This is a genomic window from Butyrivibrio sp. XPD2002 (assembly GCF_000423945.1).
GTDB lineage: Bacteria > Bacillota > Clostridia > Lachnospirales > Lachnospiraceae > Butyrivibrio.
The window spans coordinates 130,844-157,269 of record NZ_AUIY01000008.1 but is presented as its reverse complement, the minus strand read 5'-3'; the positions used below and the strand labels follow the sequence as shown (position 1 = coordinate 157,269).

Here is a 26,426-nt window from a genome sequence, read left to right as displayed (position 1 = left end):
TTTTTTATATAAAGCTATGATTCGGAAGGATATGGAATGCGCAGAGTAACAAATGCGTTTAAGAACAAAGGCGTAAGATATAACGATTATCTGCATCCGCTGACGATCGGGGATGTGGAGCTAAAAAATAATATTATACTAGGACCGATGGCAGGCGTATCTGACCTGCCATTTCGTCTGCTTTGCAGTGAGATGGGTGCGGGGCTGGTCTGCATGGAGATGGTGAGCGCCAAGGCGATAACCTATCACAACAGGAATACCAATGACATGCTGGAGATTCACCCTGCGGAGAGACCTGTGTCGCTGCAGCTTTTCGGAAGTGAGCCTGAGGTCATGGCGGAAGCCACCAGAATGATAGCGGGAAGGCCCTATGACATTCTTGATGTGAATATGGGATGCCCGGTGCCGAAGGTTGTAGGTAACGGTGAGGGCTCAGCCCTTATGAAAAATCCGAAGCTTATCGAGGAGATTGTAAGGGCCATGGTGTCTGAGACTGACAGACCTGTGACTGTTAAGATAAGAAAAGGCTTTACGGAATCAAGCGTCAACGCGGTTGAGTGCGCCCTGGCAGCTGAGGAAGGCGGAGCTGCCGCAATCGTTGTTCATGGAAGAACCAGAGAGCAGTACTACAGTGGAGAGGCAGATTGGTCGATAATAAGAAAGGTGAAGGAAGCTGTCAGAGTTCCTGTAATCGGAAACGGCGATGTGACAGATGGCCCAAGCGCGAAAGCACTTATTGATGAGACCGGGTGTGACGGCGTTATGATTGCAAGAGCCTCTGAGGGAAATCCCTGGATTTTCAGAGAGGTGATAGGTTATCTGTCTGACGGAGATGTGCCTGAGAGACCTTCGATGCAGGAGATATACGACATGGTGATAAGACATGCGGACCTGCAGCTTAAGTATAAGGGCGAGTATATCGGAATAAGGGAAATGAGAAAGCATGTGTCCTGGTACACGACAGGTCTTCCGGGATCAGCAAAGTTCAGAGCCATGATAAACACAATGGATGATATGGATTCACTTAAGGCTGCATGTGCGGTTGTGTTTGGAGTAAAGGACTGAGATTTTTAGCTGTTTGTGAGGGGCGGAAAGCTATCAAAATATAAAAAATAGTTGAGTGTATAAAACTTATTTTGACTTTATATAATTATTCATATATAATGCTATGGATTGTAAACACTTATATCATTGACACTATTTATTTGCATCGCTGTGAACAGTGGGCAAAATTCTATCTTTATAGAAAGGGTATTTCAAAATGGAAGAAAAGAAAAACATTTTAACCTACGAAGGACTCAAGGCTTACGAGGATGAGCTCCATGACCTCAAGGTTGTGAAGAGAGCAGAAGTTGCCGAGAGAATCAAGGAAGCTCGTGAGCAGGGTGACCTTTCCGAGAACGCTGAGTACGATGCAGCTAAGGATGAGCAGAGAGATATCGAGGCTCGTATCGAGGAACTCGAGAAGATCCTTAAGAATGCAGAGGTCGTTGTTGACGAGGACGTTGACCTTGATAAGGTAAGCGTAGGTGCTAAGGTTAAGCTTCTTGACATAGCAGCTAACGAAGAGATTCAGTACAGCATCGTTGGTTCATCAGAGGCTAACAGCCTTAAGGGCAAGATCAGTAACGAATCACCTGTTGGTAAGGCACTTATCGGCGCTAAGGTCGGTGAGGAAGTAACCGTAGAGACACAGATGGGTGATTTCAAGTACAAGGTTCTTGAGATCGTTCGTAAGTAATTAATTACAGATACTTAAGAGCAGGGGTAATGAAAACTTACCCCTTTTCTATTTTCATATGGAAAGAGGAGTGAAAAGTGGCAGAAAATCAGCAGAAGAATCAGAATCAGCAGAAGACAGAGGATATCAATCAGCTTAAGAAGGTTCGCCGTGAAAAGCTTGCAGACCTTCAGGCAGCAGGAAAGGATCCTTTCCAGATCGTAAAATACGATCAGACACATCACGCACAGGAGATCCGCGACAACTTCGATACTCTTGAGGTTGTTCCCGAGACAGACGCAGAGGGTAAGCAGATCACACCTGAGCTTTCAGAGATTCCCGCAGAAAAACAAGTATCTCTTGCAGGTCGTATGATGAGTAAGCGAGTAATGGGTAAGGCATCTTTTGCAAACCTTCAGGATAAGTCAGGCCGTATGCAGCTCTACGTATCAAGAAATGATCTTGGTGATGAGTCTTACGCAGCATTCAAGAAGATGGATATTGGCGATATCATCGGCGTTAAGGGCTTTGCTTTCAGAACTAAGACAGGTGAGATTTCTGTTCATGTAAAGGAACTGACACTTTTATCCAAGTCACTTCAGCCTCTTCCGGAGAAGTTCCACGGACTTACAGATACAGAGATCCGTTTCAGACAGCGTTATGTTGACCTCATCATGAACGAAGAGGTTAAGGAAACTTTCATCAAGAGATCACAGATCATCCAGGAGATCCGTAACTTCCTTGCAGCTCGTGACTTCATGGAGGTTGAGACACCTATGCTTGTTGAGAATGCAGGCGGTGCTGCTGCAAGACCTTTCCTCACACATTACAACGCACTTGATGAGGAGAGAAAGCTTCGTATCTCACTTGAGCTTTACCTTAAGAGACTTATCGTTGGCGGTCTTGAGAGAGTATTCGAGATTGGACGAGTTTTCAGAAACGAAGGTACAGATACAAGACATAACCCTGAGTTCACACTTATGGAGTTGTATCAGGCATATACAGATTATGAAGGAATGATGGAGCTCACAGAGAGCATGTTCCGTTACCTTGCAGAGAAGGTTTGCGGCACAACTCAGATTCCTTACGGCGACAACATCATCGACCTTGGTAAGCCCTTCGAGCGTCTTACAATGAACGACGCTATCAAGAAGTACGCAGGCGTTGACTTCGATGCTGTTAAGACAGACGAGGAAGCTAAGGCTATCGCTAAGGAACACCACGTTGAGTTTGAGGAGCGCCACACCAAGGGCGACATCATCAACCTCTTCTTCGAGGAGTTCTGCGAGGAGAAGCTGATCCAGCCTACATTTATCATGGATCATCCTATCGCAATCTCACCTCTTACAAAGAAGAAGCCCTCAGATCCTGAGAAGGTTGAGCGTTTCGAGCTCTTCATCAACACATGGGAGATGTGCAACGCATATTCTGAGCTTAACGATCCTATTGATCAGAGAGAGCGTTTCGCAGCGCAGGATGCCAATGCGGCAGCAGGCGACGACGAAGCTGAGCACACAGATGAAGACTTCCTCAACGCACTTGAGATTGGCATGCCTCCGACCGGTGGTATTGGTTATGGTATTGACAGATTGTGTATGCTTCTCACGAACAGTGCTAATATAAGAGAGGTTTTGCTCTTCCCGACCTTGAAGTCGAGCAAGTAATATAGTGCGTCTTAGAAAGTACAGGGAATCCATAGGAGTCCATATTCGTCCAATCAGGCAACTTTTTGACAGTTCCTTCATTGGACTCCTACGGAGCTATACGACGTTCTATGGATAATAATCGAGAAATCAAAGGACGCGCTATGACGAATTTTGGGGTTGGTCAAGGCCCTGAGGAATAGTCGGTTCATTTTTAGAAACAGTTTTAGCGGCGTATTTTTGATATAATTTCAATCTTTTAATAGAAAATCTGCATTTTAAGCCACATTTCTTTTCATCAAGGAATGTGGCTTTTTATCTTTTTAGTTCATTTCATTCGTTTTACATCTCGTAACACCCAAAAGGAGGTTACAAGATGGTTCACAAATCAAATTCTCCACCGGATCTTGATAAGTATTTCAAGGGAAAACTGCATAATTTCGTCACCTACGAAGATGGTGCAAGGCTCTACAGCATTCCTTATTGGAGTTTCGTAAACTCAGTAAAGGAAGCCGGGGCCAATAGGATGATCAGACAACGGGTACTGGTAGATCAGGACATCTATGAAAAATTTATTGAAGATAATTGCCGGTACGAGGAAACAGTAAAGGAGAACAAGGAAATGCCTAAAAGACGAATTGTCCCTAACCTGGAGGAAATGGTTAAAAAGGGAAAAAAGAAATATGTGCGTTACCAGGAAGGCGCTGAGCTCTACTCAATGGGGCTTCATACTTTCGAAAAACTGGCTAAGGATGCAAGAGCCACAAGGAAGGTCAGAGGAGTTGTTCTGTGTAACACGGAAAAAATTGATGAGTTTATAGAATCATGTTGGGAGGAGGACGATTTTTATGAGTAAGGTTTTCAGCGTAGCAAACCAGAAAGGCGGTGTGGGAAAAACAGTCACCAGTGTAAATCTAGGTATTGGTCTTGCAAGAGAAGGCTATAAGGTTCTTATGATCGACGCGGATCCTCAGGGCAGTATGTCAATCAGTCTTGGCTGTGATGAACCGGACAGACTTGATTATTCTCTTGCCACAGCGCTTGTGAGCATTATCAATGATGAGCCTGTAGATGTAGCAAGAGGCCTCATTCATCATCCTGAAGGTGTAGATCTTATGCCGGGAAATATTGAGCTCTCAAGTTTGGAAATCAGCATGACAGGAGTTATCAGCAGGGAGACAATCCTCAAAGAGTATGTAGACAAGGCCAGAGAAGTATATGACTTCATTATTATTGATTGCATGCCTTCTCTTGGAATGATGACCATAAATGCCCTTGCGTGCGCGGATTCGGTAATTATTCCATGCCAGGCCGCATATCTTCCTGTAAAGGGGCTTCAGCAGCTTATAAAGACTATAGGAAGAGTTAAGCGCCAGCTCAATCCCAAGCTCGAAATCGACGGAATTCTCATCACTATGGTAGATAATAGGACCAATTATGCAAAAGACATTTCTGCGCAGATTTACGAAGCTTATTCATCAAGTATAAATGTTTTTGAGACAGAGATCCCGTTATCTGTAAGGGCTGCTGAAATAAGCGCTTCTGGAAGCAGTCTATATGTATATGATCCAAAAGGAAAAGCAGCATTTGCTTACACATCATTCATAAGGGAGGTAATGGACAATGGCACAAAGAGTTGGACAGAAAGTAAAGCTATCTAGTATTGATGAGCTCCTGGGTGTTCCAAGCATGGAGGGAACTGTAGATCTTGATGTTATGACAATTTATCCTTTCGAGAATCATCCTTTCAGAGTTGTAGATGATGAAAAGATGGATGAGCTTGTTGAGAGCATCAAGGAAAGCGGTGTTCTCACTCCGGTTCTTGTAAGACCGGATGATGAGGGCAATTATGAGATGATCTCAGGGCACAGACGTCTTCATGCGGCAAAAAGAGCCGGACTTAGGAAGATTCCTGCAATCATTAAGGAAATGACCAATGATGATGCCACAATTGCCATGGTTAATGCAAATATGCAGAGGGAAGAGATACTTCCGAGTGAGAAGGCTTTTGCATATAAGATGAAACTTGATGCAATTAAACATCAAGGATCACGGAGAACAACTTCCCCCCAAGTTGGGGGGAAGTTAGAAGCAGCTGATATAGTTGGTGAAGCAGCTGGAGTTAGCGGAACTCAAGTGCAAAGGTACGTTCGTCTCACGTACTTAATTCCAAAGCTTTTAGACATGGTTGACGAAGGAAGGCTTGCAGTATCTGTAGCAGTAGAGATCTCCTATTTCAACCACACCTACCAACAATGGCTCTGGGAATACATCCATGAAAACGGCATGATCAAGCAGGAACAGCTCATGGATCTCCGCCAATATCGTGATGATGACTCTCTCACCCAGGAACAGATGATAGACATCCTTATACAGAAGAGAGCCACGCCTCAGATAAAGAAGAAAGTTACGTTTAACGAAAGAAAGCTCAACAAGTACTTTCCTGCTTACTACTCTCAGTCTGAGATCGAGAGGATCATGATCAGTCTACTGGAGGAATGGAAAAGAACTCACGAAAGCGAGGACACTTAATAATGATGGAATACTTTTATGGTGCGCAGTCAGCACAGTTTGCTTCAGTGGAGATTCCCAAGGAGCTTCTGACAGGGAAGGTGTTTTCTTCCCTGTCTCCCGGAGCCAAGCTTATGTACGCAGTGCTTCTTGACAGAATGCGTGAAGCCAAAAGGCACAGCTGGTATGATGAGCAGAACCGGGTGTATATTCTTTATCCACTGAGAAAATTGGAAGAAGACATTGGCTTTTCCAGGCACACAGTAATCGACTGTATGAAAGAGCTTGAGGACATTGGACTTATATTGCGACTACAGGAAAAGGGAAAGCCCAATAAGATCTACGTCAAGAATTTCAACAGACAAAAGATTTTTCAGCTGATTGGGTAGTGCAAATATTGCACCACTATACGTCATAGGACGTCGTAGAAAGTCATTGAATGGAGGAGAAAAGAGCTTTGAGCGACAAGATAACATTTGACTATTTTTATGGTCAGGAATCTGAAATGCATGCTTATTACAGGCTGCCTAAGCTTCTTTTTACAAATAAGATATTCAGAAATATGAGCTCTGATGCCAAGATCCTGTATGGCCTGATGCTGGATAGAATGTCGATTTCGCAGAAAAACAAGTGGATAGATAGCGAAAATAGAGCATTTATCATATATTCTCAGCAGGAAGCCATGGAAATGCTAGGCTGTAAGGAGAATAAGGCTATAAATCTTTTTAAGGAGCTGGAGGCTATAGGGCTCATGGAACGCAAGAAGCAGGGCCAGGGAAAAGCAGCTTTATTGTACTTGAAGGACTTCGTTGAGGAAGATCCAGAAGAAGTTCAGACCCGGGAAAAACCAATGTCTGAACAAAATGATAATGTTTCAGACATGGGAAAAACCAAGGTCAAGACCTTTGAAAAACCAATGTCTAGAGATGGGAAAAACCAAGGTCTAGACATGGGAAAAACCAACCCTAATTATATTAATACTAATAATACTAACTTAGTTAAAATAACAAATCATATCACATCGATGGAGCCGGATCTGAATGATGACTACAGAGCGTATTATGAGATTCTCAGAGAAAACCTCGATATGGATGCCATGATAGAGCGTCATCCGGAATACAGGGATGATCTTGAGGGAGTCTTTGACCTGATTCTTGAGACAGTTCTTTCCACCCGGAAGACAATCTGGATTGCCAAGAACGAGTATCCCAAGGATCTGGTGAAGTCCAAGTTCTTAAAGCTCAACCACATGCACCTTGAGTACGTGATCGACTGCCTTAAGAGTAACACCACCAAGATCACCCACATCAAGAACTACATGCTTGCAGCCCTGTTTAATGCTCCTTCTACCATGAGCAGTTACTATCAGGCAGAGGTTAACCACAACATGTACGGCACATGATCGTTATATTGACAACATTGTACAACACTCATATAATTTAACTGTAAGTGAACATAAAACAACACTCATGGAGGGAAAAGATATGCCAAGAGTTAATTTAGCAATCACACAGGAATTATATGATCAGATTGAGAAAGCAGCCAAGAAGGAGAACGTAACCGTCAACTACTACATCTGCGATATGTTGGAGGAGAAGTTCGGCAAAAGAACTGTCTACGACTATACACTTGCCATCAACAACATGATCGCTGAGGCCAAAACAATGAAAGCAGAATTCGTCCTGGCAGATCTTCCGACCTTCGCAGGTGTAAACGATGTTCTTATTGAATACGAGATAAAAGAGTCACCGGCTCAGGTCAGATCCCGCCTTGGCAAGATGTTCACAGAAGCAGTCAAGCAGGGAAATGCCAAAGGCATCGAGAGGGCTGTGATTGAAAGAAACGGTGTAGAAGAGTTTAAATCTGCTTCAAGAGCTGCTGTCTACTGTAACAAACTGTATAAACAAAAGAAAAACAGCAAATGATGGCCAAGGGCTTTGGTCATAGAATGGAGGCATAAATGATAGCGGCAATATTTGAAATTCTGTTGGTCATAGCATTGGGAGTGATCTTTATACTCTTGTTTGGTCTTCTAAGGGCATTACCTTTTATGACAGGGCTCTTAGGATCTCTTTTTCTCCTTTTGGTATTTCCAGGGCTTAAAGACATTATTCCCGGAGAAACTAAACTCAGCGTGATAACACTTATTGTTGTGATAGAGTTGTTAATAGCACTCCTTACATTTAATCAGCAGACCAGCGGACCTATGATAGTGTTTTCCTGCCTCATGTTCGTTGACCTGATCATGGGCCTAGGTTACAGTTTATTTGAATGTGCATCTTGGCAGAAAGCCACATTTGTGACCGTTGCATACCTGGCTGTGACATACTTTATATTAGTTTCCAACTGCGACTCTCTCAAAGTCGACAGGGATGATTGCAGAAACATACTTGCCAGTTTGGTTGTGGCATGTATGTATGCTGCTTCTGTTGGAGCCACGCTTCTTGTAATACTCGGTGCAATTTGGGAGAAATTCATTAAGCTTAAGTTCTCTGAAGGAATCTATAATGCTTATGACAGGATTGGAATAGCCGTAATTTGCATAGCTATGATTGTTACAGCAATAGGCAGTGTGATAAGAGATAGAGTGACGGCATGAAAAGCCGGCTTTGAGTCAGAAGAAAAGTGAAATGGAGAATGATATGATCAGAAAACCTACGCATCCAGGAAAGGTATTTGCTGAAGATGTGTTAAAACCACTAGATCTTTCAGTTACTGATGCGGCGAGAATGCTTGGAGTAAGCAGAAAAGCGTTATCAGAGTTTGTTAATGAGAAAGTATCTCTTAGCCCGGAGATGGCCATTAGAATAAGCAAGGCAACTAATACATCTCCGGAAAGTTGGATGAATATGCAGCAGAAACTAACACTATGGACAGCACAGCAAAATGAACCATCAAATGTAATACCTTTTCCTCTGGATACAGTATTTTGAATCGTTTACCATATCCCCATTACATGTTGCATCACAAGGCTTACAACTGTTATTCCGCCCCAGCAACAGCCACCAAGCAGTATCGGCTTTCCACCGGATTTAATGAGCTTGATCACGTTGCTGTTCAGGCCTATAGCAGCCATGGCCATTATGATAAAGAACTTGCTAAGTTCTTTAAGAGGTTTAAAAATATCCGAAGGTACTCCCATTCCCAAGCAAAGTGTTGTGATAATTGAAGCAAGAACAAAGAACACTATGAACATCGGGAATGCTCTCCTGAAGCTAAAACCGTTGGTGGTGCTTCCATCCTTTTTTGCTTCCTTTGCTCTCAGATAAGCAAGAACCAGTGTAATCGGAATGATTGCTAATGTCCTTGTAAGCTTCACTGTAACTGCCTTGTCCAAAGTCTGACTACCCAGGTTCCACATGCTGTCCCAGGTTGATGCAGCTGCAGTGACGGAAGAAGTATCATTAACTGCAGTTCCCGCAAAAATACCGAAAGCCTCTCCTGTTGTGATATCAAAACCTATAAGCTTTCCCAGCGAAGGAAAAAGAAGTGCTGCCAGCACGTTAAAGAAAAATATCACAGAAATTGCCTGTGCCACTTCATCATCATCCGCATCAATGACAGGAGCCGTAGCTGCTATTGCTGAGCCGCCGCATATTGATGAGCCAACTCCGATAAGAGTAGCTGTGTTTCCTTTGATATTCATAACCTTATGAAGAATCCATGATAGGATAAGCGATGTTGAAATCGTGCAGATAATTATAGGAAGTGACTGTTTTCCGGTCTGAAGAACGACCGAAAGATTCATACCAAATCCAAGGAGGACAACAGCCTCCTGCAGAATTATCTTTGATGTAAACTTTATTCCATCAGCCGCCTTCCCCTTGTCATTCCAGAACAGGGCTATTATCATGCCCAGAATGATTGCAATCACCGCTCCGCCAACGACAGGGAAGCGCTTTCCCAGGAGCCATGAAGGAACTGCAATAGTGAAGCATACTATTATTCCCATGTAATTCTTTTTCAAAAAATCCATCTCAAGACCTCTCTCACTTTCTAATCTGTTATTTCGCAGGTCTTATTCTATTCTGTCTTTTGAAAAAGATAAAATTATATATTATTATATAACCATAAATATTTTTTATCGTTATGGAGAACTAATTATGCTGGATTTCAGAATAGATACTTTCCTCTGCGTTTGCAGACACCTCAATTTCACCAAGGCGGCTAAGGAGCTGAATATTACTCAGCCCGCTGTTTCTCAGCACATACATCATCTTGAAAATGAATACGGGACAAAGCTGTTTACTCAGGATGGAAAAAAACTTTTTCTAACTGACAACGGAAAACTCCTGTATAAAAAAATGAATCAGATAAAAAATGATGATGAAAGTCTCAAAGAAATACTTTCACAGAATAACCATGGCTTAAAAGACATCTCTTTTGGTGTCACCATGACCATAGGAGAATACATAATTGCTGATCCGATCAGTGATTACATAAAAAATCACCCGGATACTAATCTTAAGATTACATTTGGCAACACATCGGAGCTTCTTAAAAAACTCTCCGAGGGTGTTATAGATTTTGCACTTGTAGAAGGATATTTTCCTGAAAATGATTATGAAACGCTGCTTTTTAGCAAAGAAGAGTTCGTTTCTGTCTGTTCGGCAAAGCACTCTTTCACTCAGAAGCCGCGCGTGATAAAAGATCTCTTTCCCGAGCGAATTCTTATAAGAGAACCCGGTTCAGGAACGCGCAATATATTAGAAAGAGCTCTTGCCCTGAACAATTATTCTACAAGTGATTTTAGGAATTTTATCCAGGTGGAGAACATGCATGCCATAATAAGCCTTATTGAAAAAGACTGTGGCATCACCTTTTTATATAAAGCAGCGGTTGCATCCGGACTGCAGTCCGGATATCTGAAAACAATCCCCCTTGACGACTTTAGGGTAAAACATGATTTTACCTTCATCTGGCCAAAAGATACTGTTTTCAGTGAAGAGATCCGTGCAATATGTGAGGAAATCCTACCGGTGGCATAAACATTTTAGTAAAATGAATAACGATAAGCATACCTATTCTTAAAAAAGCATGCAAGCAGTCTGAAAAAGAGCAGGAAGAACGGATCAGGAAGCTTTTTTGAAGATAGAAACAAGCCTGCCTACCAAACGTCACTAAAAATGCCAAAACGTCACCAAGATGCATGAAATTTGCATGGTTTTTGCGTTGAAAGCCGATTTTCGATGTGATATTGTTATAATGCGCCAAGAAATGAGCAGCAGGGAAGCAGCTCATCTCCTGGCTTTTTCTTTTGCAAAAGAATAACCATTAACCAAAGACGCATGTCTCTGATCGAAGGATTGGAGCTGCGTCTTTTTCTATGCTCAAAAATACAAAAGAAAGCGAGAAAACAAAATGGATTTTGAGACATTTAGAGAAAACCTTGCCAGAGATATTAAGGAAACACTTGAGGCTAGGACCGGAACAGACTTTGAAGTCGAGCACCGTACAGCGGAAAGAATGAACGGTAGCTATGAGGCAATCGTAGTAAAGCCTGCAGACAGCGAAGTAGGAGTCAGCCTTAATGCAACCACTCTTTATCAGGACTACGAGAGCGGCGTTTCTTACGAAAACATTGCAAAGGGAGCAACTGATCTGGCGGACAGATCTCTTAGAAACCAGCCGGAGTTTGATGTGGATTCTTTCAAGGACTATGACAAGATGAAAGGTACACTTGCAATGGAGGTCGTATCCAAGGAGAGAAACGCTGAGCTTCTTGATACAGTTCCTCATAAAGATATTGAGGATATGTCAGTGGTTTATCGCTTTGTGCTTGGCGAAACACCTGCGGGTTCAGGAACAATCCTTGTTACGAATCAGATGCTTGAGAATTATGGGATTACCGCAGATCAGCTTCATGCGGACGCAATGAAGACAGCACCTGAGGTGAGACCTCTTGTAATTGAGGGCATGTGCGAAGTTCTTGCAAAGCAGATGGGGGTTCAGGATCTTGAGATGTTGGGGCTTAACATCCCACCTGAGCAGGAGCAGATTTTTGTTGCATCTGTGGAAGGCAATGTACATGGCGCCGGAGTCCTTGCTTACGAAAATTTCATGGAGAAAGCTTCGGAGAGGGTTGGAGGTGAGTCCTTCTTCATTTTACCCAGCAGCATCCATGAAATTTTGATCGTGCCTGACAACGGCATAATGGATCTTCGTCATCTTGAGTCGATGGTAAGAGAAGTAAACGCTACTACAGTGGATCCTTCCGAGCAGCTGACAGACAACGTTTATCACTACGATGCCAAGGAAAAGGTCTTTGAGCTTGGTGAGAAGTATGTGGAGCGTCAGGCTGCTAAGGAGGCCAGAGGGCATGAGGCTTCGGAAAAGAAATCTCTCCTGGGAGATCTTAAAGCGGCAAAGGATGAGGCTTCCAAGACACCTCACAAGGATGCTGACATCGGAGAAAAGTCCAAAGACGGTAAGAGTCTTGGCTGATTACAGAAGATAGAAAAGGTATGATTGGCACTGGCCTGTGGTATATCCCGGACTGGTGCCTTTCTTTTACCAAATACATTTTCATAGAACAAGGAGAAACTCAAATGCATAAAGGAAAACCAAGCAAGCATAAACTCAGCTGTGCAAGAAACAGCTCAGGTTCCGTTCCCTCGGAGATGGCTATTCGGAAAAAGAGCTGCATGAGAAACTTGAGGGTGTGGCAAGAGGATCAGAAGAGAGAAAAGACACTTCTCCAAAGGAAAAAGCCAAGCCCTTCTACAGAGAGGATGGCTTTGATCTTCTCCTTAACATGCAGGAGGTTATTGCAAAGGGAAAAGGTCCCGGCTATGAACTCTGGGCGAAAAAGTACAACGTCAAAAATGTCATGAAGGCACTTCTCTTTTTCCAGGAGCAGGGACTTAGGACTTACAATGAACTTGAGAAAAGAGCCGGCGACACTTCAGAAAGATTCTCTGAACTTAGTGATCAGATCAAGGGCTACGAGAAACGTCTTAAAGAAATCTCAGAGCTTAAGAGCAAGATCATCGACTACTCCAAGACAAAAGACATCTATCAGCAGTATAAACAGACTGGTTACAGCAGGCAGTTTTTTGCTGAGCACAAGGAAGAGATCATGACTCACAAGGCAGCCAAAGATTCTTTTAACAGGCACAAGGGAAAACTTCCTTCTGTAAAAGGACTCAGCGATGAGTACGGAAAAGTTTTGGCAAAAAAGAAAGCGGCCTACTCCGAATACAAGGAAGTCAGAAAAAATATGCAGACCTATCAGACTGCAAAATATGATATCGATAAGATCCTTGGAATCGAAAAGACTCCGGATCAGAACAGGACACGCGAGCAGACGCGATAATTTTTTAGGGACATTACTATCAGAAATATGATGGTGGTGTCCCTTCTTTTTTTGTGTCTTTAGCTCTCGAAGAGAGCATAGTCAGATTGAAAATCTGATGCGAGGGGATTGGGGATACGCCCCAACAAGTGAGTACGACGGAGCATTTATGCGCAGGAATACACCACTTGCCACTTTACTTACTACCGTTAGGACACGGCTCAGCCACGGGTCGGCGCGCCGGAACGTGGGCCGGAAGTCTTTCATCAATATTATGTATCTGAGTGGACAAGATATTCTCTGCTGGCCGCATCATCTAGTTGGCATTTTTATGGGACTCCAAAAAGTTCATACTGTAACCATAGAGGAACCATAGAGGAACCTAGAGGACTAACCATAGAGGAGACCAATACAGATAAATTACTTTTGGAGTATTGCTCGCAATCATTTTCTGAGGAGGCGTATATGGGGCGACTGATCTACTGGATAAAGAAATGTATACATCGTAACAATAAGTTCTGCAAACACTTCTGCGTGACCTGTGAGTTCTATGATTTCTGCAGGAGAGACGGAGAGCTTGATTGAAAAAGTTTGTTGGGGAGCATCCAGTTTACATGAAAGGTATACCTGTGGTAAAAGATGGAGTTTTAAGGCCGGGAGAAGACTGTGCAGAGGTTTTCTTTGAATTCTTGATTGGGCTAAAGGCATAAAGGAAGTAGAAGTAAAATGAACAGCATATTCCTTAATTCTCCCGCAACTATTGTCATCATTGGGATCAATATCATTATATTTGTCTTGGTAAACCTTCGGGCGTTTGATGTAAAAATGCTCGGATCTTCATATATGGATACTATACAGAACAGACAGTATTACAGGATAGTGAGCAGTGCGTTTACCCAGAAGGAATTGCTGCGCTTATTATAAAAAAACAATATGAGGAGGCAAGCAATATATGAAAAACAAAATGAAATGGTTACCTGTACTACTCTGTCTTGTGCTTTTTGCAGGCATGGCGATTGGAAGCGGTTCATCTTCAAGCTCTGATGGTGATAAGCAGATATCCAGTGTTACAACGTCCTCTGATTCAGAAAGTAAAGAAACAGACGCGGGTGGTACAGAGGCAGGTGCTGCAGAGCAGGCTCAGGAAGAAAAAAAGGAAGAGGCATCAGCTGTAACAATTGAAGAGCAGGTGCTCTATGATGACAATGATATAAAGATTACAGCGACAGGGATTGAGGATTCGTGGGCAGGTACTAAGCTCACTCTTCTAATTGAAAACAATTCTGCTAAGGGAATTACAGTACAGGCACGTAATGCAAACGTAAATGGCTACATGGTTGAAACTATGATGTCTGCTGATGTGGCTGCTGGTAAGAAAGCCAATGATGGACTGACATTCCAGACGTCAGGACTTAAGGAATGTGGTATTGAGCAGATTGCGACCATGGAGTTCTTGTTCCATATCTTCGATTCAGAGAGCTGGGATGAGATAGTAGATACGGATGTGATAAAAATTGATACATCCGTCGCAGAAGGCTACGTTCAGAATTACGATGACTCTGGTGAAGTCCTGGTAGATACAAATGGAGTGAAGATTGTAGGCAAGGGCCTCTCTGATAAAAATTCTTTCTTCGGTCCAGGAGTCATCCTTTATATAGAGAACAACTCTGATCAGGACATTACTGTCCAGGTAAGGGATGTATCGGTAAATGGATTCATGGTAGATTCCTCTATGTCTGAAGATGTAGTTGCTGGGAAGAAAGCAATAAGTGCGGTAACATTCTTCAGCTCAAGCCTGGAAGAGAATGGAATAACTGATATCACCGATGTTGAACTGTTCTTCCATATCTTTGACCTGAAATCTTGGGATACAGTTTTTGATTCGGATGTTATAACAATTAAGTTCTAAAGTAAAAGGAGAATAGGATTTATGAAAATTTGGAAGTTGGTGGCAGGGATTTTGACAATTGTATTCTTTATAATTGTGGCATTCCAGTCATGTGCAGCAGGCGTGGTAAATGCGCTTGAGGAGAATGGAGGCTCGTCGGGATCTGCTGGAATCATAGTTGCTATCCTAATGCTTGCTGGCGGAATTGTTTCTATCGCTACAAGAAAGAGTTCCGGAAAAGGTGGCAATATAGCACTTATTATTATCTTTGGACTTGCAGCGCTGATAGGGTTTGCCGGACATGGTAATTATAGCGATCTGGTAATATGGTCAGGATGGTGCCTGATTAACGCCGCAGTTGCAGTAATAGCAATTGTCACAGGAAAGAAGAAAACTGAAGTAACTAATGATGAATCGCAATAATATTTAATAAAAAAATTCATGTAGTAGTTTCAGAAAAGACCTCGTTTGAGGTCTTTTCCTATTTTATAGGATAGTACGCTATGAACGACTATTAGTAGACACTGGCTGATTTTTTGAGCACGACCATTCTTCTACAATAATGGAGTGATCGCTTTCGTTTGGAAAGGAGATAAATCCGTGACGGTAGGGGAAGTGCAAAACAGGATTCAGATGCTGATGGATGATCGTAAGTGGACATATTACAGGCTGGCAAAAGAGGCAGGCGTAACAACTACTACAATAACAGATATTTTTAAAAGAGATACATTCCCTAAAATGGAATTGATGAACAGTATCTGTGCGGCTTTTGGGATGACTTTTGGAGATTTTAGTTCTTTTGATATGAGCACTTCCGAGAATATGCCTTTAACACCACAGGAAGCGAGAATTGTGGCTTGTTTACGTAAACTGAGTGCAGCAAATAGGAAAGCTGCTGAGGGCTATCTTGAAGGTTTGGTGGTGGCATCTGAAAATGATGCAAGAGAATCTCTTGAACAAAAATTGCATGTCTCAAAACAGAAAAAGTCTGAATAAACAAAAAGCTAATGCCGCAGGGTGATTGGGAATGACCAGTCACCCTGTTTTTTTATGAGGATATGGAGGAAATAAAATGCCGAGGAGGACAACATTGGAACAACGCATCGATTTTTACATAAAAAGCTTTGGATTGGATCCGGCAGTGGTACTTGATATGACGAGGAAAATGTTAGAAGAGTATAAGGATCGTAGGAAATCATTTAATCCATTAATGTTACAACTGCCGCCAATGACTGAAAAAGAGATTCTGAAAAATAAGCAGGAGTTGAGAAGAGAATTCCTCAAGTTGATGAAGAAGGATAGGAAAAAGCATAATGAGGCACAGACGACTTTTGTGTATAAGGCTGTAAGGGCGCCGTGGCTTTGGGATAAGTTGATTGGGCTGTTGGATATGGTTGCGGATTTCAGCTATAAGGGAGAACTGTATAAAAAGATTCTTTGGAGCGCATATTTCACAGATGACGATCCTATGACTAATGAGCAGCTTGCTGATGAAGTAAACGTTTCGGATGATGTGATCGATTATAGGAAAAGAGAAGCTATCAAGCTATTTGGGCTTTTCATTTGGATCTATGCTTCTCGAAGAGAGCAGGAAGACATCATCGCAGGTATAGTGAAACCGGCTAATGATAATGATGATGATGAACATGATGAGAATGAAGAAGATGATGACAATGTGTGCGGAATTAAAGAAGACTGAAAGTGGCATGAATTCTGGAATTGAGGCACTATGATTGATGGAGTTGTACGGGAAGTGTTCTGTGGCTGTTCTATTGTTGTTCCTAAACTGTTCAAATTTTTTCGTGCTGACGTATTAGTTTTTTCTACATATAATATGCACTGTTGTATGAAAGGAGTGAGTATTATATGAATTCAGAAAAAACGTTAGTTCATGGGGGATGCACAAACTGTGGTTACGTCATGATGCATGTTGAGGTTGTCAAGGGATGCCTGCAATGTCCAAATTGCGGGGAGTGGCTTAGGGTAAGTGTTAAGAACAGAGGCTACTCCGCTCATCCGGCATCTGAGGAAGATATTAGGGAAGCTATTCTAATGAGAAACAAATATGCCAGGGAATGCAGGGAAGTAGCAACGCGAAATATCAGTAGGTTATAGTATTGGCTTTGAGCTCAGACATCATGGGGAAGATATCGGGCTGTTGCTGTAAGTTTGAAAACTGAATAGTTTGAGGTATATGTGAACGAAGGGCTGAATCGCAGCAAAGAATAATGTGGGGTTCTTCTATATGTAAATAGAAACCAAAGGAGGAGGCGTAAGTCGAACGAGCCCCGCTCATGTGCCAAGAGTTTGCCTAGAGCTGTATATGCTGAAAATAAAAATAGCACCAAGGAGTCTGCAAAACGGAGATGTGACCATAACTATTATGGTTTTGTTTCATTACCGTTTTGCAGGCTTCTTTTTTGATGCAAACTGAATAGCTCTAGGCAGGTCGTGTTTCCGTTTTCAGACTCCGGAAAAGGAGAATGAAATGGAAACAAAGAACATCGGAGAAAGACTGAGACTGCTTAGAACAAGGAGCAACATGAGCCAGGAGGAACTGGCAAGAAAGCTTCACCTTGGAAGCCGAAGCGCTGTATCGGAGTTGGAGATGGAGAAAAGGACACTGTCTCCAACAATGATAAGAGAGTATGCTGAGCTCTTTGACGTGTCAGCTGACTGGATTATCTTCGGACAGGATGATAAGGAACGCATGGAAAGGAAAATAGAGACTGATGAGATACTGAAAGCATTCTTTTCAATAAGGAAGGCTGCAGTTAGGAAAGTTGCCATTGAGCAGATCAGGGCTCTGGCAAAGCTGTGATTATAGAATTCTGAAGGCAATTTGGATGTCAATATGAGGTGTGTATGAAATGGCATGTAATTTGACTTTGGGTAATCGACTATAAAATGTTATGACGAAAGCTGATATCGATACAAAATGTATCGAACGAATCATTCATATTGACGTTTTGCCAAATGAGTGGTATTCTATCTATGTATCGACTTTTGTCAAAATTGGTGGAGGTGAAAGATGTCTAAGCTTGATGTAAGAATCACTGGAATATCCATTGAGAACTTCAAGAACGTGATATCAGGGCAGGTTGAATTAGTAAACACGAGGAAAGCATATCGAACTAGTATACTAGGGATATATGGGCAGAATGGTTCAGGTAAGACGGCGCTCATTGACGCTATTCTTCTGCTAAAATACAACCTTTGTGGCCAACGAATACCACCTATGTTTGCAGATTACATACAGGTTGATGCGGATTTTGCAAAACTCAGATATGTGTTTAGTGTGAAGAACAAAGAATGTGAATATGAGGTTTTTTATGAGTTTTGTATAAAGAAGGAAGAAGATGTTACCGGACAAAACTCAGATATTACTACGGGTACAAAAGAAAAGTATAAAACAGTAGTATATGATGAGGTTATCAGCTACTCCTATGAATCAAAATCAGAAAAGATAAGGAAATCTACACTTATAGATACAAGGACAGACGAGTTATTTCTTCCTGCTCCTAAGCGTGAATGCCTTATTGGAAATGATAAAAAGCTCAAACTTGACTTGTTGGTTACAAAGAGGGTTGCTTCGGCATCTTCCAGATCCTTTATCTTTTCCCCTGAGTTAATAAATAACATAAGAGCTAGAAGTAACAATAATCATGATACTGAGTTCCTTAGACATTATCAGATGATAGAAAGCTTAATTACCTATGGTAATTTTGAATTATTTGTTATAAACACTGCGAACTCAGGTGTCATTAGCATGAATGCCCTGCCACTTGCCTTTAAGTACGAGAAAGCACAAAAAGGCGCAGTTGGCAATATGGTTATCCTCCTTGATGGAACTTCTATTATTCCTGAGGAAATGCTTGAGCTTGTGAAAAAAGTCATGCAGGACATGAATATTGTTTTGGAGAAAATAGTTCCGGGATTAACTATTAGTGTAAAAGATCTGGGAAAAATTGTTCAGCAGGACGGTCAAGTTGCAAACAGAATACAGCTGATGTCGCATAAGAATAATAAAGAGATTCCTCTGAAATATGAGTCAGAAGGAATAAAAAAGATTGTATCAATTCTACAGTTGCTTATAGTAATCTATAACCAGACTTCTATTACGGTAGCCATTGATGAGCTGGATTCCGGTGTTTTTGAATATTTGCTTGGGGAAATCCTTAGGATATTATCGGAGAAAGGAAAGGGACAGTTAATCTTTACATCTCACAATCTCAGGCCATTAGAGACACTTGATAAGGGATTTATTGCATTTACAACGACAAATCCAAAGAATAGATATATAAGGATGAGTGGAGTTAAGGAAAACAATAACCTTAGAGATTTTTATTTCAGAGATATAGTATTAGGCGAGCAGAACGAAGAAGTTTATGATCATACGAATAACGCTGAAATAGCTCTTGCTTTCCGGGAGGCAGGTGAGATAAGTGGCTCGTAAGAAAATAGTTTTTGTAATAGTCGAGGGGCCTTCCGATGACAGTGCTTTGGGTGTAATTCTTAGCAGACTGTACGATAAAAATACGGTACATGTAGAAATAACTCATGGAGATATAACTTCTGAAAGTACTGCCAAGCCGGAAAACATTGCTTCCAAAGTCGGAAATATTGTCAAAGCTTATGCAAAAGCAAATCATTTTAAGCAGGAAAATTTTTTGAGTGTCATCCATATCATTGATACGGATGGGGCTTTTATTCCAAAAGATCACGTCATAGAAGATGCTAATGCTGAAGAACCGATATATACGCTTCAAGAAATAAAAACGTGTAGACCTGAACAGATAATAAAACGTAACGAGAAAAAAAGCGAAATCATGTTAAGGTTATCAGCACTAAATAGCGTATGGGTATCTGTGCCATATAAAGCATATTATATGTCAAGTAATCTTGATCATGTGCTGTACAATAAGCTAAATAGCTCTGATGATGAAAAAGAAGACGATGCATATACTTTTGCAATCAGGTATAGGGATGACTTGGAGGGCTTCCTTTGTTTCATAATCGATTCTGATTTTTGCAAGTCGGATGACTACAAAGAATCCTGGGAATTTATTCAGAAAGATCTTCATTCCCTGGAAAGATGGTCAAATCTTGGCATTTGCTTTAAAGAAATCAGAGAAGAAAGAAAAAAAAGAAAATAATAAAAGTGGGATAATCAAACTTTTTGAGGGTTTGCCAAGCGTTTTGAGGGTCTGACTTGAGGGTCAGGCCCTTTTAGTATGGGGAGTTTTTGAGGGTTTGGTTTGAGGGTCTAGTTTGAGGGTCTGGTTTGAGGGTCTGGTTTGAGGGTCTGTATGTTGGAGCCATTTTAATAGCCCACGGATTACTCCGCGGGCTGAGTTATAAGTCAGAAAGGTAAATCTGTTGCGCCTAGAAAGTCTTCTGGAAAATCATCAAACACATTTCCATCAGGTATAGAAGCAAAGCTTTGAGTGCCTTCTTCAGATTCTTTTTGTTCTTCATTTACGCAGTCAAAGTATTCGCGCATTTCTTTCCAGCTGCGAAGAGTGTTTATAAAGTCTAGCGGCCATCCATCATCATCAAAGACATTGTCACCATTAGGTGCGTGGTAGTTCATGATTTGATACAATGGGTATATACGTGAGGATATTGCCGGAGATACCGGCGCAACAAAAGAGGCAAAGCAAGTCAGATGTGATATCGCACTTGTCCCTGTAGGCGGAACATATACGATGGATGTTAAAAGAGCTGCAGAGCTCGTAAACATCATTCGTCCCGAGTATGCAATCCCCACACATTACGGCAGTATTGTAGGGAAAAAGACTGATGGGAAGGCATTTGCAGAGCTTGTATCTTCTCCTGTAAAGGTGATAGAGAAGATACAGTATTTCGAATGAAAATTCAGCATCGCCTGAAAGAAATATTTAAAGGAAAGCAGATATTGTAGGTTAGTTATGATTGTTTCTCAGTACTTTGTCGAATTTATTCTGTACAGCTTTCTGGGTTGGGTGTGGGAATCCATATACTGCACTGTAAAAGAAAAGAAATGGGCCGACAGAGGCTTTCTTTTCGGCCCCATCTGTCCCATATATGGCTCATGTGTAGTGGGCGCATCATTAGTTCTTGTTATTTTTCCAAGGCTTTCAGATCCTGATTTTCCTGTATGGATATTGTTTATCCTATGTTATATAGGAAGCGCCATAGCAGAATTTGGTACCTCATGGGTTCTAGAAAAAAGATTCCATGCCAGATGGTGGGATTACAGTAAAATGCCGCTCAATATACAGGGGAGGATATGCGTCCCTGTAAGCTGCACATTTGGGATAGCCGGTGTTCTTATCATAAAGTATCTGCTTCCGCTGATAGCATTTGCAAGAGGGCTTATCCCACCACTAATCTATGAGCTTCTTGCCCTATGCTTCGCAATCCTGTTCGGTGCAGATTTTGCTATGACAGAAGTCAGCCTTTCACAGCTGCTTGAGGAAGTTGAAAAAATCCACGCCGAATTTAACGAAAAAGCCCAGGAAAGATACGATAAAGTCGCAGAGATTCCAGAAAATATCAAAAACAGAATTGAGAGGAGCAGAGCTTTTATAGAAAGAAGTAATGTCAATCAAAAGAGGATTGTAGATAATATTAAAAGTTTTACACCATTGCTTAATAGTAGCAGCGAGCATAATCGTGGAAGGGAGCTTGTTCTTGACAGTCTTAAGACTGCCCTCCGTGACCATCGCGATCATAGTAGAAAATGAAAAATGAGCTTAAAGTAAAGAAGAGGTTTTAGCGTGATAGATCAGAAACAAGCCAGAGAAATATTAAAACAAAAGCTGGCAGATAATCTTGTTATTGTAAACTCATTTGAGGATCCGGAGTATTGGTGTTTCGGACTTGGTCTTGTCAGAGAAGACGGGGATATCATGCCGCTTATGGGAGACAGCACAATAAGGATCAGTAAAGAAACCGGAGAGATGGAGTAGGACTATGAACGATATACTTTGTGAACAGCTATCCCGTGATTACTGTTGCTCTCGGGAAGATGTAATTGATGATAAAAACCACTTTACTAAGTATAGCCCTGTAGATGGCAGGCGCAGATACCAGGAAAAAGAAGAATGCTACCTTAAGCTTGTATGTGTTAACGGAAAGCTCCTGTTTACCGGCAGAGAAGATATTATTGCCTGGTGTCAGGAAAACTTTGAAAGTTATGGCTCTGAGTGGTTTATGGAAGCAAAAAACCTTCGAAAGCTGAACGACAGACTGCATCAGGATGGATACCAGATAGGCATGTCCCATCCGTTTTATATATCCGAGGAAAAATCTGATGTAGACACTTCCGGATATGATATTAAGTGGTATCGGGGCAAGGAAATCGAGCAGTTTAGGGGAGATAACAGGTTCTGCGAAGCTTATACCTTCTGCAAAACTGCACCTGACATGGTAGGTGTCGCAGCCATAAAGGATGGTGAAATCCTTGGTATGGCAGGGGCAAGCATGGACAGTCCTATGATGTGGCAGATAGGAATAAATGTGGAGCCAAACGGAAGACAGAAGGGCATAGGAAAGATGCTTGTTGCGCTTCTTAAAAATGAGATCCTTGATAAGGGAAGGCTTCCATATTACGGTACTTCCATGGGACATATCGCTTCCCAAAAGGTTGCTATCGGTTCAGGGTTTGTACCGGCCTGGGCAGAACTTGTAACAGATAGGCTCGAATGATTTTCACATATACTGTCATTTTGGAGAGGACATGCGATGCAATCAGAGTCCACAAACAAATCTCAAAAGAATAATAAGCGGAGAATCCTGATTGTATGTTTTGTTGCTTTTTTCCTGCTTGGTATTTACTTTTTAATTGGAAAACCTATGATTGCTTTTGTTGGTGATGCAGATGGATTTCAAGAATATGTTAAAAGCAGAGGCATCTTTGGACTATTAGTGTTTGGATTTTTTGTTTTTTTACAGACACTCTCAAACTGCATACCAGGACTTCCGTTTTATCTTGCTGCTGGCGCTGCATTTGGAGGCATTAAGGGAGCAATCATTTGTGATATATTTGCAACTATGGCAAACACAACTGCATTCCTCTTGGGAAAGAAATTTGGAAGAGATTTTTTGCTTCTGCTTTTTCCCAAAAGTAAATTGGAACAGGTTGAAAATCTTGTTCTAAATAAAAATCCGGTATTAGTACATGTTCTGTTCATGCTTTTACCATTACCAAAAGATACGTATGCATGGCTTGGCTTTTATTCAAAAGAAAATGTGGTCCAATGGATCCTGATCACTTTTGTTGCAAGGTTTCCGCATATCTTTATCTATACATTCGGAGCTGAAAAGATGCTAGAGAACCAATACAGCTATATTGCTGCGGGCGCGATCATTGCAGTAGTCGTTTACCTGGCTGTTGCTATGCTTATTAAGAAAAAAACTGTTAATAGTGGTGAATAAATGGCACTATATGCACTTGGAGATCTCCATCTGTCTTTTCAGGCAGACAAACCAATGGATGTATTCGGAAAAGCATGGAGAAATCACGAAAAAAGAATGTGAAAAGCAGCTTTGTAAATTATTTAGTTAAACGCGTATTTCTCAGATTAAAAGCACACTATTCTATAGGTGTTGCGTTTAGTCTGAGAATTCTTTTTTTCTATATATCAAGACGTATTTCGAATATGGGTCTCTTGTGTTCATATGATGATCAACACATTATATGAAAGACAGGTGAAAAAATGTCTCATATGACATTAGATGATCGTGTTTATATTCAGGAAGGTCTTGATAATAATCTTAATCCTAATCTGATATCTAGAAAGATAGGAAAATCCCATTCAACTGTAATCAGAGAAATTGAAAAGCATCGTGTATTTAAAGGAAAACGTTATGAAGGTGCAAAAGTTTATTGAACTGACTCATGAGAAATACTATGCTGAGCTTTCAGAGTACTTTGGGGATACAATCATTGCTTTTTTTACAGACGAACCCAATATCCTTGGACGAAATGCCGTGTCAGTATAGTATGAAGGGTGACGTGATGATATGAATCAGGATTTGTTTCCGGATGGGGCAAGCTTTTCAGATTTTGTCTCTTGAATAAAACTTTTGGATGTTTCGTTAAGTAATTTTCATTCCAATCTTAAGGTTTCTGAGCATACCCTTGCCATATATTCAGGAGATTCTTTCATACCGTTTTTTATCCATGTCAGCGACACTTCCCATAAGCCGGCAGCAATACCTCTGGCAATATATTCATGATGGGAAGCGTATTCGCTGTCTGAGGCAATACATAAGGCATTATAGAACATATCCGTAAAAGAGATATTTGAATTACGGATAAGTACACACATGTCTTTATCGGAGTGCAGCCTTGAAAACACCTTTAAAAACCACTCATACGTGTTACTTTTCTGCAACAGTCCTGTCAAAGAAGCGCTGAGCTCGTCAGTTATGTTTTTTGTAATGTCTTGAATGATAGCCTCTTTTGAAGGATAATTTCTGTAGACAGAAGCTCTTGAAGCTCCTGATTTTTTTATTATCATGGTCATATTTATATCTTTGTACGGATGCTCTTTCATCAATCCAATCAGCGCATCACAGATGCATTCTTTAGTAATTCTATTGGACTCCTTATTTGACATTCTTCGTATATTTCTTTTTTCAAGCTCTGTGGACATTTTGGCCTCCATTTGTATTGTCACGACATTTTGTAAAATTGTGTATCAAATACGCACAACATATTGTTTGACATTTGTATAGATGATATAAATGTATTATCAGACAGATGTTTTGTCAATATACATAAAAATACTGGGAGACGATATGAACACATTTACAAATATTTCACATGCAGCGCAAAGACAAGCTTTTAGTATCCTGATAGACAAATTCCTTGGCCATCTTGATAAGACTGATGACCGCACCAAAACATACTTAAAGCTCGTTGATGAAGCAGAACGCTTTTGGGGAAAGAAGGCTGCTGATCCTGAAAAACTGAAAGCTGTTAGACGTGCATTTAAGGATCCGGATAACCGCTGGGTAAACTTTATAAACAGAGTAGTGGATGAAACTGATCCGCATATAGCCAAAATGACCATGCTCAATCTGGGGTACGAGGCTTTCTTCAGGGGAACAAAGACTATACGGAAGAACAGGGAAAAATACGGCTGTAACATACCATGGCTTATACTTTTTGATCCTACTTCTGCCTGCAATATGCACTGTAAAGGATGCTGGTCAGGCACTTATGGACCAAAGAACAATTTGTCTTTTGCCGATATGGATAAGATAGTAACTCAGGGAAAAGAGCTGGGCGTGTATCTCTATATGATGACAGGTGGAGAGCCCCTTGTCAGGAAGGCAGATATACTTAAGCTTGCAGAAAAGCATAATGATGTGCAGTTCGGAATATATAGTAATTCAACTCTTGTGGATGATGATTTTTGTAAAGAGGTTGTACGGCTGGGAAATATTACATTCATGCTTTCCATAGAGGGGACACCTGAAACTAATGATGCAAGAAGAGGAATCGGTCATTATGATGCAGTGATGAATGCAATGTCTCTTTTCAAAAAATACGGAATTCTCTTTGGTACATCTATTTGCTATACAAGAAATAATATTGAAGCCGTGACAAATCCTGAATTTATAAAGTATATTGCAGAAAAAGGCGCGAGATTTGGCTTTTTCTTCCACTATATGCCGGTTGGAAATAATGCGGTACCGGAGCTGATGCCTACCGTAGAGCAGAGAAAGATGATGATAGAACGTATCAGATGGATTCGCTCAAACGAATGTGATACAGGCTTCTTTCCGATGGATTTTCAGAATGACGGAGAAGCTGTAGGTGGATGTATTGCAGGTGGAAGGAATTATTTCCATATTAACTCAAGCGGAGATGCAGAACCTTGCGTTTTCATCCATTTTTCAAACACTAATATACATGACAATTCTATTTTGGAAATGCTAAAGAGTCCGCTTTTCATGGAATATCATAAGGGACAGCCCTTTAATAAAAATCATTTAAGACCGTGTCCGATGCTCGAAAATCCAAAACTTCTAAGGGAGATGGTGGAAAGATCAAAAGCACATGGCACAAATGAAGAATCGGAGGAGAGTGTAGAGCATTTATGTGCAAAGTGTGATGACTATGCTCTCAAGTGGGCCCCTGTTGCCGATGAGATTTGGAAATCGCAGCCACATCAAAAAAAGAAGTATGAAAATTATGCACCGGCTAATAGGATAGGAAATGATAATCTTATGAGATTTGAAGAGAAGAAACCAGACCTTGCCAAAGATTTCAAAAAACATGCATGATTATAGATATGCGTTTTTCCAAAATACGGCTTAATACTCTGGATTTGTCAGAAGCTATTATTCACCTGAATCAGTGAAGTTAAGGGC

34 protein-coding genes and 1 pseudogene are annotated in these 26,426 nt (G+C 41.3%); 32 read left to right on the top strand and 3 right to left on the bottom strand.

What is annotated here, in order from left to right; translation table 11 throughout:
• The first annotated feature begins 36 nt into the window (after positions 1 to 36).
• From dusB to G587_RS0105995, 11 genes are all read left to right on the top strand, one after another.
• Positions 37 to 1,065, top strand: coding sequence for a tRNA dihydrouridine synthase DusB (gene dusB / locus G587_RS0106050; RefSeq protein ID WP_081679353.1), 1,029 nt, complete (start codon positions 37 to 39; stop codon positions 1,063 to 1,065).
• Positions 1,066 to 1,261: 196 nt separating this feature from the next.
• Complete coding sequence (greA, locus tag G587_RS0106045) at positions 1,262 to 1,741, top strand: transcription elongation factor GreA (protein WP_026491492.1); 480 nt, start codon at positions 1,262 to 1,264, stop codon at positions 1,739 to 1,741.
• A 77-nt stretch (positions 1,742 to 1,818) separates the two neighbouring features.
• Positions 1,819 to 3,384, top strand: coding sequence for a lysine--tRNA ligase (lysS, locus tag G587_RS0106040; RefSeq protein WP_026491491.1), 1,566 nt, complete (start codon positions 1,819 to 1,821; stop codon positions 3,382 to 3,384).
• 355 nt (positions 3,385 to 3,739) lie between these two features.
• On the top strand, positions 3,740 to 4,219 hold the full coding sequence (locus G587_RS26595) for a DUF6462 family protein (protein WP_330364400.1): 480 nt from the start codon (positions 3,740 to 3,742) through the stop codon (positions 4,217 to 4,219).
• Positions 4,212 to 5,024 carry a ParA family protein gene (locus tag G587_RS0106025; protein WP_026491489.1) on the top strand — a complete coding sequence of 271 codons (813 nt, stop codon included), beginning with the start codon at positions 4,212 to 4,214 and terminating at the stop codon, positions 5,022 to 5,024. Before G587_RS26595 ends, G587_RS0106025 begins: the two co-directional genes overlap by 8 nt.
• Entirely contained in the window at positions 4,987 to 5,895 is a 909-nt protein-coding gene (locus G587_RS0106020) for a ParB/RepB/Spo0J family partition protein (RefSeq protein WP_026491488.1), read from the top strand. The genes G587_RS0106025 and G587_RS0106020 overlap by 38 nt, the downstream gene beginning before the upstream one ends.
• A gap of 2 nt (positions 5,896 to 5,897) precedes the next feature.
• Positions 5,898 to 6,263: a replication initiator protein A gene (locus G587_RS0106015; protein WP_026491487.1), complete on the top strand. Its 366-nt coding sequence runs from the start codon at positions 5,898 to 5,900 to the stop codon at positions 6,261 to 6,263.
• A 68-nt stretch (positions 6,264 to 6,331) separates the two neighbouring features.
• The gene (locus G587_RS0106010) at positions 6,332 to 7,276 is read left to right on the top strand and encodes a DUF6017 domain-containing protein (protein WP_026491486.1); all 945 of its coding nucleotides are present in this window, start codon (positions 6,332 to 6,334) and stop codon (positions 7,274 to 7,276) included.
• Positions 7,277 to 7,358: 82 nt separating this feature from the next.
• Positions 7,359 to 7,799, top strand: a complete 441-nt coding sequence (locus G587_RS0106005; RefSeq protein ID WP_022769957.1) for a hypothetical protein — start codon at positions 7,359 to 7,361, stop codon at positions 7,797 to 7,799.
• Positions 7,800 to 7,834: 35 nt separating this feature from the next.
• Positions 7,835 to 8,473: a hypothetical protein gene (locus tag G587_RS0106000; protein ID WP_026491485.1), complete on the top strand. Its 639-nt coding sequence runs from the start codon at positions 7,835 to 7,837 to the stop codon at positions 8,471 to 8,473.
• 43 nt (positions 8,474 to 8,516) lie between these two features.
• Positions 8,517 to 8,807, top strand: a complete 291-nt coding sequence (locus tag G587_RS0105995) for a HigA family addiction module antitoxin (protein ID WP_026491484.1) — start codon at positions 8,517 to 8,519, stop codon at positions 8,805 to 8,807.
• Positions 8,808 to 8,812: 5 nt separating this feature from the next.
• On the opposite strand, the gene G587_RS0105990 is transcribed toward G587_RS0105995, so the two are convergent.
• Positions 8,813 to 9,850, bottom strand: coding sequence for a YeiH family protein (locus G587_RS0105990; RefSeq protein ID WP_026491483.1), 1,038 nt, complete (start codon positions 9,848 to 9,850; stop codon positions 8,813 to 8,815).
• Between the two features lie 127 nt (positions 9,851 to 9,977).
• On the opposite strand from G587_RS0105990, the gene G587_RS0105985 reads away from it, so the two are divergent.
• The 12 genes from G587_RS0105985 to G587_RS0105925 all read left to right on the top strand — a co-directional run bounded on the left by G587_RS0105985 (position 9,978) and on the right by G587_RS0105925 (position 20,212).
• Entirely contained in the window at positions 9,978 to 10,862 is an 885-nt protein-coding gene (locus tag G587_RS0105985; RefSeq protein ID WP_022780006.1) for a LysR family transcriptional regulator, read from the top strand.
• Between the two features lie 373 nt (positions 10,863 to 11,235).
• On the top strand, positions 11,236 to 12,318 hold the full coding sequence (locus G587_RS0105980; protein WP_022770876.1) for a DUF5688 family protein: 1,083 nt from the start codon (positions 11,236 to 11,238) through the stop codon (positions 12,316 to 12,318).
• A 217-nt stretch (positions 12,319 to 12,535) separates the two neighbouring features.
• Positions 12,536 to 13,189, top strand: a complete 654-nt coding sequence (locus G587_RS21640; protein ID WP_051200800.1) for a hypothetical protein — start codon at positions 12,536 to 12,538, stop codon at positions 13,187 to 13,189.
• Between the two features lie 560 nt (positions 13,190 to 13,749).
• Positions 13,750 to 13,878 (top strand): hypothetical protein, encoded by a 129-nt coding sequence (locus G587_RS26475; RefSeq protein ID WP_256379307.1) that lies wholly within the window; start codon positions 13,750 to 13,752, stop codon positions 13,876 to 13,878.
• Positions 13,879 to 14,120: 242 nt separating this feature from the next.
• On the top strand, positions 14,121 to 15,077 hold the full coding sequence (locus G587_RS21630; RefSeq protein ID WP_051200798.1) for a hypothetical protein: 957 nt from the start codon (positions 14,121 to 14,123) through the stop codon (positions 15,075 to 15,077).
• 21 nt (positions 15,078 to 15,098) lie between these two features.
• The gene (locus tag G587_RS0105955) at positions 15,099 to 15,479 is read left to right on the top strand and encodes a hypothetical protein (protein WP_026491482.1); all 381 of its coding nucleotides are present in this window, start codon (positions 15,099 to 15,101) and stop codon (positions 15,477 to 15,479) included.
• A 210-nt stretch (positions 15,480 to 15,689) separates the two neighbouring features.
• Positions 15,690 to 16,052, top strand: coding sequence for a helix-turn-helix domain-containing protein (locus tag G587_RS24230; RefSeq protein ID WP_155829439.1), 363 nt, complete (start codon positions 15,690 to 15,692; stop codon positions 16,050 to 16,052).
• A gap of 76 nt (positions 16,053 to 16,128) precedes the next feature.
• Positions 16,129 to 16,755, top strand: a complete 627-nt coding sequence (locus G587_RS0105945; protein WP_026491481.1) for a hypothetical protein — start codon at positions 16,129 to 16,131, stop codon at positions 16,753 to 16,755.
• A 167-nt stretch (positions 16,756 to 16,922) separates the two neighbouring features.
• Positions 16,923 to 17,171 (top strand): hypothetical protein, encoded by a 249-nt coding sequence (locus tag G587_RS0105940; protein WP_026491480.1) that lies wholly within the window; start codon positions 16,923 to 16,925, stop codon positions 17,169 to 17,171.
• 373 nt (positions 17,172 to 17,544) lie between these two features.
• A complete protein-coding gene (locus G587_RS21620) occupies positions 17,545 to 17,877 on the top strand; it encodes a helix-turn-helix domain-containing protein (protein WP_035785883.1) in 333 nt (110 codons plus the stop codon).
• A gap of 210 nt (positions 17,878 to 18,087) precedes the next feature.
• Positions 18,088 to 19,512, top strand: coding sequence for an AAA family ATPase (locus G587_RS0105930; RefSeq protein WP_026491479.1), 1,425 nt, complete (start codon positions 18,088 to 18,090; stop codon positions 19,510 to 19,512).
• Complete coding sequence (locus tag G587_RS0105925) at positions 19,502 to 20,212, top strand: hypothetical protein (protein WP_026491478.1); 711 nt, start codon at positions 19,502 to 19,504, stop codon at positions 20,210 to 20,212. Before G587_RS0105930 ends, G587_RS0105925 begins: the two co-directional genes overlap by 11 nt.
• Positions 20,213 to 20,418: 206 nt before the next feature.
• Here the strand turns inward: G587_RS0105925 and G587_RS21615 are convergent, their stop codons facing one another.
• On the bottom strand, positions 20,419 to 20,649 hold the full coding sequence (locus G587_RS21615) for a hypothetical protein (RefSeq protein WP_035785880.1): 231 nt from the start codon (positions 20,647 to 20,649) through the stop codon (positions 20,419 to 20,421).
• Between the two features lie 19 nt (positions 20,650 to 20,668).
• On the opposite strand from G587_RS21615, the gene G587_RS25020 reads away from it, so the two are divergent.
• From G587_RS25020 to G587_RS26470, 8 genes and pseudogenes are all read left to right on the top strand, one after another.
• The gene (locus G587_RS25020; protein ID WP_081679351.1) at positions 20,669 to 20,929 is read left to right on the top strand and encodes an MBL fold metallo-hydrolase; all 261 of its coding nucleotides are present in this window, start codon (positions 20,669 to 20,671) and stop codon (positions 20,927 to 20,929) included.
• Positions 20,930 to 20,986: 57 nt separating this feature from the next.
• A complete protein-coding gene (locus G587_RS0105910; RefSeq protein WP_026491477.1) occupies positions 20,987 to 21,784 on the top strand; it encodes a putative ABC transporter permease in 798 nt (265 codons plus the stop codon).
• Positions 21,785 to 21,817: 33 nt separating this feature from the next.
• Positions 21,818 to 22,009, top strand: a complete 192-nt coding sequence (locus G587_RS0105905; RefSeq protein WP_026491476.1) for a hypothetical protein — start codon at positions 21,818 to 21,820, stop codon at positions 22,007 to 22,009.
• A 4-nt stretch (positions 22,010 to 22,013) separates the two neighbouring features.
• Positions 22,014 to 22,748 (top strand): GNAT family N-acetyltransferase, encoded by a 735-nt coding sequence (locus G587_RS0105900; protein WP_022770074.1) that lies wholly within the window; start codon positions 22,014 to 22,016, stop codon positions 22,746 to 22,748.
• A gap of 36 nt (positions 22,749 to 22,784) precedes the next feature.
• Complete coding sequence (locus G587_RS0105895; protein ID WP_022770073.1) at positions 22,785 to 23,477, top strand: TVP38/TMEM64 family protein; 693 nt, start codon at positions 22,785 to 22,787, stop codon at positions 23,475 to 23,477.
• Positions 23,478 to 23,576: pseudogene (locus G587_RS26735) on the top strand (metallophosphoesterase); the annotation flags it as partial.
• 191 nt (positions 23,577 to 23,767) lie between these two features.
• Complete coding sequence (locus G587_RS25015) at positions 23,768 to 23,932, top strand: helix-turn-helix domain-containing protein (RefSeq protein WP_185752359.1); 165 nt, start codon at positions 23,768 to 23,770, stop codon at positions 23,930 to 23,932.
• On the top strand, positions 23,910 to 24,044 hold the full coding sequence (locus G587_RS26470) for a hypothetical protein (RefSeq protein WP_022770070.1): 135 nt from the start codon (positions 23,910 to 23,912) through the stop codon (positions 24,042 to 24,044). The genes G587_RS25015 and G587_RS26470 overlap by 23 nt, the downstream gene beginning before the upstream one ends.
• Positions 24,045 to 24,151: 107 nt before the next feature.
• On the opposite strand, the gene G587_RS0105875 is transcribed toward G587_RS26470, so the two are convergent.
• Positions 24,152 to 24,700: a TetR/AcrR family transcriptional regulator gene (locus G587_RS0105875; RefSeq protein WP_022770068.1), complete on the bottom strand. Its 549-nt coding sequence runs from the start codon at positions 24,698 to 24,700 to the stop codon at positions 24,152 to 24,154.
• A gap of 145 nt (positions 24,701 to 24,845) precedes the next feature.
• Here G587_RS0105875 and G587_RS0105870 point away from each other — a divergent pair, with 145 nt between their 5' ends.
• Entirely contained in the window at positions 24,846 to 26,339 is a 1,494-nt protein-coding gene (locus G587_RS0105870; RefSeq protein ID WP_026491475.1) for a radical SAM protein, read from the top strand.
• Positions 26,340 to 26,426: the final 87 nt, after the last annotated feature.

Bases quoted from the DNA above. Each gene is read 5' to 3' on its own strand.
- dusB (WP_081679353.1), top strand. From the start codon at position 37: ATGCGCAGAGTAACAAATGCGTTTAAGAACAAAGGCGTAAGATATAAC.
- greA (WP_026491492.1), top strand. From the start codon at position 1,262: ATGGAAGAAAAGAAAAACATTTTAACCTACGAAGGACTCAAGGCTTAC.
- G587_RS26595 (WP_330364400.1), top strand. From the start codon at position 3,740: ATGGTTCACAAATCAAATTCTCCACCGGATCTTGATAAGTATTTCAAG.
- G587_RS0106025 (WP_026491489.1), top strand. From the start codon at position 4,212: ATGAGTAAGGTTTTCAGCGTAGCAAACCAGAAAGGCGGTGTGGGAAAA.
- G587_RS0106020 (WP_026491488.1), top strand. From the start codon at position 4,987: ATGGCACAAAGAGTTGGACAGAAAGTAAAGCTATCTAGTATTGATGAG.
- G587_RS0106015 (WP_026491487.1), top strand. From the start codon at position 5,898: ATGATGGAATACTTTTATGGTGCGCAGTCAGCACAGTTTGCTTCAGTG.
- G587_RS0106005 (WP_022769957.1), top strand. From the start codon at position 7,359: ATGCCAAGAGTTAATTTAGCAATCACACAGGAATTATATGATCAGATT.
- G587_RS0106000 (WP_026491485.1), top strand. From the start codon at position 7,835: ATGATAGCGGCAATATTTGAAATTCTGTTGGTCATAGCATTGGGAGTG.
- G587_RS0105995 (WP_026491484.1), top strand. From the start codon at position 8,517: ATGATCAGAAAACCTACGCATCCAGGAAAGGTATTTGCTGAAGATGTG.
- G587_RS0105990 (WP_026491483.1), bottom strand. From the start codon at position 9,850: ATGGATTTTTTGAAAAAGAATTACATGGGAATAATAGTATGCTTCACT.
- G587_RS0105985 (WP_022780006.1), top strand. From the start codon at position 9,978: ATGCTGGATTTCAGAATAGATACTTTCCTCTGCGTTTGCAGACACCTC.
- G587_RS0105980 (WP_022770876.1), top strand. From the start codon at position 11,236: ATGGATTTTGAGACATTTAGAGAAAACCTTGCCAGAGATATTAAGGAA.
- G587_RS21630 (WP_051200798.1), top strand. From the start codon at position 14,121: ATGAAAAACAAAATGAAATGGTTACCTGTACTACTCTGTCTTGTGCTT.
- G587_RS0105955 (WP_026491482.1), top strand. From the start codon at position 15,099: ATGAAAATTTGGAAGTTGGTGGCAGGGATTTTGACAATTGTATTCTTT.
- G587_RS24230 (WP_155829439.1), top strand. From the start codon at position 15,690: ATGCTGATGGATGATCGTAAGTGGACATATTACAGGCTGGCAAAAGAG.
- G587_RS0105945 (WP_026491481.1), top strand. From the start codon at position 16,129: ATGCCGAGGAGGACAACATTGGAACAACGCATCGATTTTTACATAAAA.
- G587_RS0105940 (WP_026491480.1), top strand. From the start codon at position 16,923: ATGAATTCAGAAAAAACGTTAGTTCATGGGGGATGCACAAACTGTGGT.
- G587_RS21620 (WP_035785883.1), top strand. From the start codon at position 17,545: ATGGAAACAAAGAACATCGGAGAAAGACTGAGACTGCTTAGAACAAGG.
- G587_RS0105930 (WP_026491479.1), top strand. From the start codon at position 18,088: ATGTCTAAGCTTGATGTAAGAATCACTGGAATATCCATTGAGAACTTC.
- G587_RS21615 (WP_035785880.1), bottom strand. From the start codon at position 20,649: ATGAACTACCACGCACCTAATGGTGACAATGTCTTTGATGATGATGGA.
- G587_RS0105910 (WP_026491477.1), top strand. From the start codon at position 20,987: ATGATTGTTTCTCAGTACTTTGTCGAATTTATTCTGTACAGCTTTCTG.
- G587_RS0105900 (WP_022770074.1), top strand. From the start codon at position 22,014: ATGAACGATATACTTTGTGAACAGCTATCCCGTGATTACTGTTGCTCT.
- G587_RS0105895 (WP_022770073.1), top strand. From the start codon at position 22,785: ATGCAATCAGAGTCCACAAACAAATCTCAAAAGAATAATAAGCGGAGA.
- G587_RS25015 (WP_185752359.1), top strand. From the start codon at position 23,768: ATGACATTAGATGATCGTGTTTATATTCAGGAAGGTCTTGATAATAAT.
- G587_RS26470 (WP_022770070.1), top strand. From the start codon at position 23,910: ATGAAGGTGCAAAAGTTTATTGAACTGACTCATGAGAAATACTATGCT.
- G587_RS0105875 (WP_022770068.1), bottom strand. From the start codon at position 24,700: ATGTCCACAGAGCTTGAAAAAAGAAATATACGAAGAATGTCAAATAAG.
- G587_RS0105870 (WP_026491475.1), top strand. From the start codon at position 24,846: ATGAACACATTTACAAATATTTCACATGCAGCGCAAAGACAAGCTTTT.